2 protein-coding genes and 1 pseudogene are annotated in these 6,965 nt (G+C 41.9%); all 3 read right to left on the bottom strand.

Going from position 1 to position 6,965, the window contains the following annotated elements:
- Positions 1-6,052: C25 family cysteine peptidase (locus AB1422_05490; GenBank protein ID MEW6618784.1), on the bottom strand; the 6,052-nt coding region annotated here is incomplete at its 3' end.
- 87 nt (positions 6,053-6,139) lie between these two features.
- A pseudogene (locus tag AB1422_05485) lies at positions 6,140-6,286 on the bottom strand (C25 family peptidase propeptide domain-containing protein).
- Positions 6,287-6,317: 31 nt separating this feature from the next.
- Positions 6,318-6,809, bottom strand: coding sequence for a hypothetical protein (locus AB1422_05480; protein MEW6618783.1), 492 nt, complete (start codon positions 6,807-6,809; stop codon positions 6,318-6,320).
- Between the last annotated feature and the right edge of the window lie 156 nt (positions 6,810-6,965).

Below are 6,965 nucleotides of genomic sequence, written 5' to 3'. Positions count from 1 at the left end.
TCGGGGCTCGGGACTCGGGGCTCGGGGTTCGGGGTTCGGGATTCGGGGCTCGGGGCTCGGGGCTCGGGACTCGGGGCTCGGGGAGATTATTTCTTTCCTCCCCCTTAATCCACATCCCGAGGGGGACAGATTCATTTGTGAGATGAAGGTTCATAACCACTTCTCTTACTGTGTAGGTAAGTGTGCCTTTGCCTGGTTTTGTCCCGGCGACAAAAGTCGTGTTTGTGCCAATAACATTGGTCAACTCGCCCAGTTCACTTCCTACTTCCCACTGCCCATTCTCCACCTCTTTCTCATTCCCATATTTGTCATATCCATAAGCGGTAAATGTGGAAGTCCCGCTTACCTCTACCACCACATCTTTGGGCAGAATGGTTATCTTTGCCAGTTTTCCTGGCACAATTCGGATATTAGCCGTGCCAATGACTCCTTCTGCACTTACCTTGATGATGCCTGATGCCGCCTTTGTGCCAGCAGTAAATGTGGTCATTGTGCCGAAAATATTACTCAAATTCCCTATCTCTTTTCCTACTTCCCATTTCCCATCTCCCACTTCTTTCTCATTCCCATTGCTATCATAGCCTCTGGTGGTGAATAATTGTGATTTATCAGGCAGCAAGGTTACACTTTCTGGCATAACCTTAATCAAGGAAAGACTGCCAGCCTGGACTAAAAATGGATTGCTTGTGCCTGTCTTTCCCTGGTAACCTGCCGTAATCGCGGTAGTGCCTGTTCTGGTAATAGAGCCGATGCCAGCCCAGATACCTGCCATAAAGTTGGTGGTTATCTTCGGATTTAAGGTCAGCGAGGTATCCTCTAACTGGACTTTATCACTAAAGTTAAGCACCGTGTTCCCATAGGCATCGCGGGCTATAATGGTTATGGGAAAAGGAACGCCTGCAACACAATTGCTAATAGTCCCAATCAGGAAATGGTCAAGGCGGTTATGACTAACTAAGAATGGATTGCTTGTGCCTGTTTTTCCCTGGTAACCTGCAGTAATCGCGGTTGTGCCTGCTCTGGTAATAGAGCCAATGCCATTCCAGATACCTGCCACAAAGTTGGTGGTTAACTTCGGATTCAAGCTCAGCGAGGTATCCTCTAACTGGACTTTATCACTAAAGTTAAGCATAGTGTTACCGTAAGAATCTTGTGCCATAATCCTGATGGCAAAATTTACACCCGCAAGACAATTGCTAATAGTCCCAATCAGGAAATGGGCAAGGCTGTTATGGCTAACTAAGAAGGGATTGCTTGTGCCTGTTTTTCCCTGGTAACTTGCTGTAATCGAGGTAGTGCCTGCTCTGGTAATAGAGCCAATACTATCCCAGATACCTGCCATAAAGTTGGTGGTTAGCTTCGGATTTAAGGTCAGCGAGCTATCCTCTAACTGGACTTTATCACTAAAGTTAAGCACCGTGTTACCATAGGCATCCTGGGCTATAATGGTTATGGGAAAAGGAACGCCTGCAACACAATTGCTCATAGTCCCAATCAGGAAATGGGCAAGGCTGTTATGGTTAACTAAGAAGGGATTGCTTGTGCCTGTTTTACCCTGGTAACTTGCCGTAATCGCGCTCGTGCCTGCTCTGGTGATACTAACTGTGCCATCCCAGATGCCCAGGCTAAAGTTTGTGGTTTTAGGCGGGCTAATGGTGCGGCTGGTATCAGTTAGTGTGGCGGATGAGTTAAACATATCAGCGATATTTCTCCAGCGGTCATAGGCATTGATGCTGACTGGGAAACTAATACCTGCGGTTTGAGGAGTGATGGTGCTAATGACAAAATACTCTACCTCGCCGCCACAGACCCAGAAGGTGTTACTTGTGCCTCGAATATGCCCATAAATGGCAGTAATACTGGTAGTGCCTCTTACTGTGATAGACCCAGATCCATCCCACATACCATCTATAAATGAAGTAGTCTGAGTAGGTTTAAGGCTGTTACTCAAGTCAATTAGCGTTACTGTCCTGGTAAAAGGGATAGGATTTTCGTAGGCATCTCTGGCGGTGATTTTAATCGGGAAATTCATCCCCGCAGTCTGGGTAGCAATAATATCGAAGGTGAACATTGCTAATTCGCCAGAAGTGGTGGTAATAGTGCCGGATGTAGCAGGTGGTAGAGTAGATAGGAGTTTTATCCTAACTTTATCGTTGGCATTAGGTGAAACCCAGTAGGTAATCGTGCCTATCTGACCGGTATTGGTGGTTGTAGAAGTGGTGGCAGATAGTGTTCCTGGTTTACCAGAAAGCACCACTACCTCTAAATTACAACTAACCCCTGCAGACCCAACCGCATTACCATAAACATCGCTTAATTGGGCAGTGATGCTTACCGAACCCCCTGCCAGAATGTAGACAGGATTTTCAGGATAGACGATGAATTTAAATGGCTCGCCTGGACGGACATAAAATGGATTGCTTGTGCCTGTCTTACCCTGGTAACCTGCAGTAATCGCGGTTGTGCTCGCTCTGGTGAGACTAACAGTGCCATCCCAGATGCCACCAGTGAAGTTAGAGGTGATAGTAGGTTGGATGGTTTGAGAAAGGTCAGAAAGCAAAACCGCTTCCTTAAAATTTTGCACTATATCACCATGTTCATCATAGGCAGTGATTTTAATACTAAATCCTTGCCCTGCTATTTGCGGAGATGAAATCGTACCAATCTTAAAGTATTCTGGAGGTGGGATAACGAAGTAACCTGTAGCAATATATTCTGAATCCAATCCATACGCAATTATAGTAATCGTGCCAAACCCCTGGTCATCTACGGTAAAGGTAGTAGTAAGACTGCCATTTTCAGCCGTAGTAAGTGCAATAGTTATAGTATTACCAAAACTTATCCTGATGGTTTCAGTAGGATAGAAATTAGCTCCTTTAATCGTCACAAGACTACCTACGGGTCCGTAGATTGGGCTAATGAGTGTAATTACCGCAGGAGAAAGTGTAATTCCAGTAGCATTATTAGATAACGGTGAAGTATTGAAGTCATCATCCCTGGCGCGAATACAGAAGTAGTAGGTGGTAGTTGGGGAAAGGTTAGTTACGGTAAAAGATTCAGGAGAGCCAGCATCTTTGGGAACAATAGTGGATGTAGCTTTATTAGTCAGGTGCCAGTTTTGTGGGGTAATGGTAAAGGTAGCGTAGCGGATGTAGTAGCAGGTAGAAGAGCCTTTATCTTTGTCATCACCAGGTGCCGTCCAGGTTAAGTCAATAGAGGTAGGTTTGGGATTAAGAGCCTTAAGGTCAGTTATGCGAGAAGAGGGGACAATATCTGTATTATAGCAATTAGTCCGGCGCATATCGTGATTTGCCATCGGCCATTCCAGTGCCCCGGCAGTGCAACTGCCCCAGTAGTCCCAGATGTAAAGCTTGCGCCATACACTCTCATTCTCTGGTTCTTTCCCCATACCTATCATTTCTATATCCCCGTCCGCATCAATATCTGCTATGGTGATAAAAGAGATTATATAATCAGTTGGTCTGGTAAATAAACTTGCTTTAATGTTACCAGTATCCTCCCAAATAGTTATTGTCCCACCGTTAGGTGTGATAATCTCTGGTTTATTATCCATATCAACATCTGCCAATTTACCAAAATCATTTCTTCCAATAATACCTTCTTTAGGCCAACCGACTACATCACTACCATTGTGATGAAATACATAAAGTTTATTAGGATCCTCAGCGGAAACAATCACTTCCATATCTTTATCATTATCTATATCTCCCAGCATAATCTCCAGGATTTGGTTGCCATCTATCTTCTTTGGCCACCCTGGTAGGTCACTACCATCATAATTTAAGGCATATACCTTATATCCCTCATAATAGTCATAAGTTGAACCTATAATCTCTGGTTCTTTATCTTCATCAAGATTTCCGACTGCCCTGTCACTAATAGATTTTGGACAATCAAGGAGTATCTTACCCGTCCCATCCCAGATATATAGGTGTCCTACTTTTGAAGATATAATCTCATCTCCTTGCTTGCCATCAAGATTTACTACAATAGGATAATTATAATTATCGTCTTTGGGCCAATCACCGGATACTATGCTTCCATTATTGTGGAATGCATACAACTTATTATCTCCATTATCTTTCAACTCTACTACAATCTCTAACTCTCCATCTCCATCTATATCTCCTATTGCTGGTGATGAGGAACATTCCATTTCCTTTGGAAAACCAGGCACATCACTACCATCGTCATTCCACACATATAACTTATCTCCACTAACTACAATTTCTAACCTATCATCATTATCAATATCAGCTAATATAATCTGTGAGATTTTTTCTTCTCCTACTATTTTTTTGGGCCAGCCTGGTTGAAGACTACCATCATGATGCCAGAAATATAATAGACAAGTCCTATCTAAGGCTACAATCTCTAAGTCTCCATCTCCGTCTATATCGCCTACTGCCTGAGATAGCAAGGAAATCCCTTGTAGATATTTAGGCCAACCATCTTGATAATAATTTATCTCTAAAGGTTTATAGGCAATATTGTTAATCGTTCCTGCCTCTGGGATAGTATCATAAGGGTCAACTACTACATAGAATTTATATTCACCTACAGGTAGGTCAGGAGTCCAACTTATATCTACTATTCCTTTGTCTTTCGCCTTAATAGTAGTTATTGTTTTAGAACCTATCTCTATTCCGTTTTTGGGTTCATCAAGGAAAAATTTAACCAATACATTTCCTGCATCTATACCCCCATAATTATGGATAGTAGTAGTAATGGTAGTTAGTTGTCCTGGTTTTGGATATGGAGGAATAAAACAAACATCAGTTGGCTGAATCTCTAACTCTGCCTTATCTTGTTCTGGAGGAACCCTTGCAGTAGTTACCGCCGGCTCACCTAATAGATTAAATTCCTCATACAATAAGTGAAGGCGAATATAGGCATTGATAACTACCTCGCCGAGACAAAAGGTATAGGGATTGTTCTCTGCCATAAAATCATACGCCTCTTTTATCCAGATTTCGTATGGACCGCTTATTGTAGAGGCCCCCCAATACGCAATTCCTCCACCATTTTCTTTCTTAATAAAGAGTTCACCAAGGGAATCATCCACATCATTAAAACAAGCGGTGTCACAGGCAACAGCAAAGATAATTGGTAACATCCCTCCATTAGAAAGTTTCTCGACATGTCTATGACAAAAACTAACATTAACTCCGAACTGAACCGCCCATCCCAAGAAATTACCATGACCTTGGTAAGCTACAAGGAGTTGACCATTGTTAATTGCATTATATACATCATCTCCATTTCCTCCCTGGTCTCCATCGATTACAGTAACCTCAAATCCTGCAGGTATAAGAATATTATCTTTTACATAATTTCGAGTAACCCAAGGAGATTCTACTCCATCAACTAATAAAGCTCTATTTTGCCACTGACCTAGAACAGGGTTCTTCTCAAATTGAATTATCTTATCTACAAGTATTTTTGCTTCTGTGCCCATCTGTAATGGTAGTCTCCCAAGCATTATATCTGGTAATAAATATCCCTCAGTTAAGTCACTCTCATTAAGGTAAGTATACCAAATATCACTGGCACATGGTATTCCACTATATCCGCTTCCTCTATGTGTTGGAACATATCCAGGCGGGAAGAGATTTGGTCCAAGTTCAGCATCTCCAAAGATAAGGACATAACCCAGATGGTTATCTGCCATTGAAGATGCTTTCCAGATGTTATAAGCATATTCTATGAAATTTTTGATTGAGATATCCTGGGTTCCTGTTCCTTGAGGTGGAGGAAACTCATTATAGATATTAGTGGTACTAACTATTGCTACATCAAAGCCGTTATATTCTACTCGATGAGTGGCTAATCTTTTCAAGTCAGCATTATCATAAAAATCAGGAGAGGTAATTATCAAATAATCTGCAGAGTTATTGGGGCTTTTAAGGATACTGGGGTAAGTAACCGTGCCTACCCTTTTAGGTGCACGAAAGTAGTGAGGGTCTTTAGACCCGTAGCCTGGGTAATTCAATACTGTCCTTCTCAATGCATTAGCAAAAGGGGTTGCCATCTTTGCCTGTTTCAGTGAAATACCTTTTTTGTCAACCGAGACGGTTAACCTACCGTATTTTATTTCTATCTTAAGGTTAGAATAGACTTGAAGCTGATTCCTGGCGGGGTTAAACTGGACAGGATGAATCTGTAAGTGAAGTATCCGCTGGTCACGAAGATAACTGGTATGATAAGTGATAACTTTATCCTCTTGCGGGTACCAGATGTCTTGCTGGTAGAAGTCTTCATCTATGTAGAACTCCTCAGCGATGTATTTGTAACCTTCAGGGGTAGTCTTTATCTTGTCTGGGGACAGGATAGATTAAGTAATTTTTGATTTTGGATTTCGGATTTCGGATTTCGGATTTAGTGGGAATGTAGTGAGGGTCTTTAGACCCGTCATAGGAAACCTTAATCTCTACACCATCCGGGATAGCGAGTTGGACTGAGATAACGGGTAGTTTGGGTTTGCCAACCTCTTGAGTAAAACTATACTCATACCCTGGAATACTTGCCAAATGAAATACCCGAGTTTCTTCATCCTCTCTTCTGTCATCTGTCTTCTCCTCAACATTCATCCCAGAGATAGTTGTCTCTAATACAATCCCGGTTGTATCTTCTTTTAGTATTTTAAACTCTGGTTTTGCAGGTAAAGTAACCTCTTGTTTAAATGGTAGCCAGGTAGATGCGGCATAAGTTAGGGAATGGAGAGAAAATAAGAAGATGACGAAAGTAATTATCTTTCTAATGAGACACTGATTTTCACTGATATACACAGATGGATTATCTCCTTAACTAATTATGGAAGGCAGATTACCAGGATAAAAAAATATTTTTTCCCTTAATCCTAAAAATCCTGTAAATCTGCGTCCAAATATTATTACAATATTACCATAAATTCTGCACTCTGTCAATTAAAAAAGCAAAGAGAG

The sequence above is a fragment of the bacterium genome (assembly GCA_040757115.1).
Classification (GTDB): domain Bacteria; phylum UBA9089; class CG2-30-40-21; order CG2-30-40-21; family SBAY01; genus JBFLXS01.
The sequence above is the reverse complement of the archived record's forward strand: the minus strand, read 5'-3'. Positions and strand labels throughout refer to the sequence as shown.